This is a genomic window from Haladaptatus sp. (assembly GCF_049589095.1).
Taxonomy (GTDB): Archaea; Halobacteriota; Halobacteria; order Halobacteriales; family Haladaptataceae; genus Haladaptatus.
Map to the genome: position 1 here is coordinate 1 of NZ_JBAWAC010000342.1, position 2,598 is coordinate 2,598.

A 2,598-nucleotide genomic window follows, 5' to 3' on the forward strand; every position below is an offset into this window, starting at 1 on the left:
CCGTTCGGCGGTGCCGACCCGTTGGGCGGGGCCGACCCGTTCGGTGGAGCGGAACCGTTGGGTGCAGTGCGCCCTCCCTGTGAACCGGATGCCGAGTCGTCCTCGTTCACCTCCTCGTCCTTGTACAGCGCGACGTCGAGCGTTCCGGAGTATCCCGAATCGGTCTTCGTGACGTCGAGCAGGAGTTGTGAAGCGCTTCCCTGCTGGAAGATGTTGTCGTCGGCATTGCGCGTATCGCGCTCGTCGCGTTCCGAGTACGGCTCTTTCGCGTACACCGTGTCGGTGAGGTCGTCGTCGAAGAACAACTGCGAGGTGAACTCGTAGGCGTCGGTCGCGTCCTCAGACGAGCGAATCTTGAAGTGGATGTGAACCGCCCGCCCCGGATACCAACCGGGGTAGATGGTCGTGAACGACGCTCCGCCGTTCTCGTCCGTGCTCTGAATCCCGCGGAGGAAGTCCTTGCCCACCGTTCCCTGCGCTTGGACGTCGGAGTACACCCCGTCGACGTTTGCGTGCCAGACGTCGACGATGGCGTTTTCGAGCGGCTCACAGGTGTCGTCCGACAGGTCGTGCACCGTGAAGTCGAGGTCGAGGCGGATTCCCTCCTGCTGGTTGCCAGTTCCGGTGTCCGACCGGATGTCGGAGCGACGGAGGTTCTCGTCGACGTAGTACGGTCCCTCAGTGAGTTCCGTCATGGCGACGCACGCGGTCGTTCCGTCGTCAGTCGTGACGGTAGTGCTCGTCATGGTACCCGTCGCCGGGTAGTCCGAATCCGTCGTCGACATTGGGGTGGCGGTCACCGTCCCGGACGAACTGTTCGTTTCCGTATCCCCGTTCGAATCGCTCGACGTCGAACAGCCGGCGAGAAACGCCAGCGCGGGGGCACCGCCGAGTGCGATGGCCTGTCTACGAGTGAGTAACCGACCGACCGGTTCATCGTCGTTGTCCATATCTCGACGTTGTCGGATTCCCATAAGGGAATTTGCCGAAATCACGCGAAAACGACCCGGAAGTCAGGCACAAATTCGTCCCACAACGGGGACACCACGGGATGGAACGGCGTCCGCGACCTGTACTCGATTCGTCCTATCAATCCGCAATGAATCATCCCTCGCTGTTACGAGACATCACAACCGTTACACACGACGTACCCCACTTGCCTCCAGAAACCGAGATAGCCGGTGCTATTCTTTTACCACCGGGTCTTTATTGCATCGTATGGGCAGTCGCGAATCGACACGAGCATCATCCGATTTTCGTGATCGGGTGCAGTTTTACCTCGTAGATCACCGAACGCCGCTCGGGAAGGCGATCGACGTCTGGCTACTGGTACTGAATCTGCTGTTCGTCGGCGTCTTCGTCGCACAAACCTACTCCCTTTCGGCGACGGCGGAGGCGTGGCTATGGCGACTGGAGGTCGGCATCGCGTTCGTGTTCGTGGTCGAGTACGTACTCAGGCTGTACGGCGCTCGGGACCGCCTCGCGGAGTTCACGAACCCGTACACGATGGTCGATCTGCTGTCGGTACTCCCGACACTGGCAGTGTTGTTCCTGCCCGCCTCGGTCGTCATCGTCAACATCGGGTTCCTCCGGGCTATTCGCGTCGTACGGGTGCTTCGGTTCTACCGATTTACGGAGGACGACGAGTTCTTCTTCGGCACCGTGTCGGTCGGCACCCTTCGAACCATGAAACTCCTGTTGACGGTGCTGGTCATCTTCTTCGTCTCCGCGGGCCTGTTTTTCAGCGTCGAGTACCGGACGAACCCCGCCGTGAACAACTTCGGTGACGCGTTCTACTACACGGTCGTAACCCTCACGACCGTCGGGTTCGGCGACATAATCCCGACCACCTGGATGGGCCGATGGGTGACGGTAGCCGGGGTGCTCACTGCGATCATCCTCGTCCCGTGGCAGGCGGGAAAGATCGTTCGAGAATGGACACACAGGGGAAAAGTCAACGTCACGTGCCCCCAGTGCGGTCTCTCCTACCACGACCGGGACGCGTCTCACTGCAAAGCGTGCGGTCACGTCATCTATCAGGAGTACGATTCGCGGCAGTAGTGGGACCGAGAAACCGCATCCAGCACCGACCATCCGATCACCGCTCTCCGCCGAACCTTCCCCCTCGACCCAATCCCAACGATTCACCAACCAACCCAACCGATCCGACCAATCCGACCAATCCGACCAATCCGACCAACCCAACCAACCCTTAACCTCCCACCACGAGACGGGGTACCCAATGCCCAACGCAACCGTCTGTTTGTGCTTCGACTTCGACGCAGTTTCGGGATGGATTCACGGCCACGGGGCGACCGATAGCCCGGTGAAACTCTCGCGTGGGCGGTACGGCGCTGCGGTCGCCGCGCCGCGTATCCTCGACCTGTTCGACCGGTTGGACGTGCCCGCGACGTGGTTCACGCCAGGGCACACCATCGAGAGCTTTCCCGAAATCTGCGGCGAGGTACACGACCGCGGTCACGACGTCCAGCATCACGGCTGGCACCACACGCCGCCCGCAAAGTTCGCGGATAGAGAAGACGAGCGCGCCGACTTCGAGCGCGGCATCGAAACGATTCGGGACTTGACGGGCGAGAA

The 2,598-nt window shown here is 61.1% G+C and carries 3 protein-coding genes; 2 read left to right on the plus strand and 1 reads right to left on the minus strand.

The window, feature by feature from the left end; translation table 11 throughout:
• Window positions 1–950: intradiol ring-cleavage dioxygenase (locus tag WBV42_RS10925; RefSeq protein WP_423986054.1), on the minus strand; the 950-nt coding region annotated here is incomplete at its 3' end.
• Window positions 951–1,218: 268 nt separating this feature from the next.
• Between WBV42_RS10925 and WBV42_RS10930 the strand changes: the two genes are divergently transcribed.
• Together WBV42_RS10930 and WBV42_RS10935 are read left to right on the plus strand one after the other, a co-directional pair.
• Window positions 1,219–2,061 carry an ion transporter gene (locus tag WBV42_RS10930; RefSeq protein ID WP_423986055.1) on the plus strand — a complete coding sequence of 281 codons (843 nt, stop codon included), beginning with the start codon at window positions 1,219–1,221 and terminating at the stop codon, window positions 2,059–2,061.
• 181 nt (window positions 2,062–2,242) lie between these two features.
• On the plus strand, window positions 2,243–2,598 hold a 356-nt coding region (locus WBV42_RS10935), incomplete at its 3' end, for a polysaccharide deacetylase family protein (protein ID WP_423986056.1).

Excerpts from the sequence above, each read along its gene's own strand:
- WBV42_RS10930 (WP_423986055.1), top strand. The coding sequence starts at position 1,219 with ATGGGCAGTCGCGAATCGACACGAGCATCATCCGATTTTCGTGATCGG.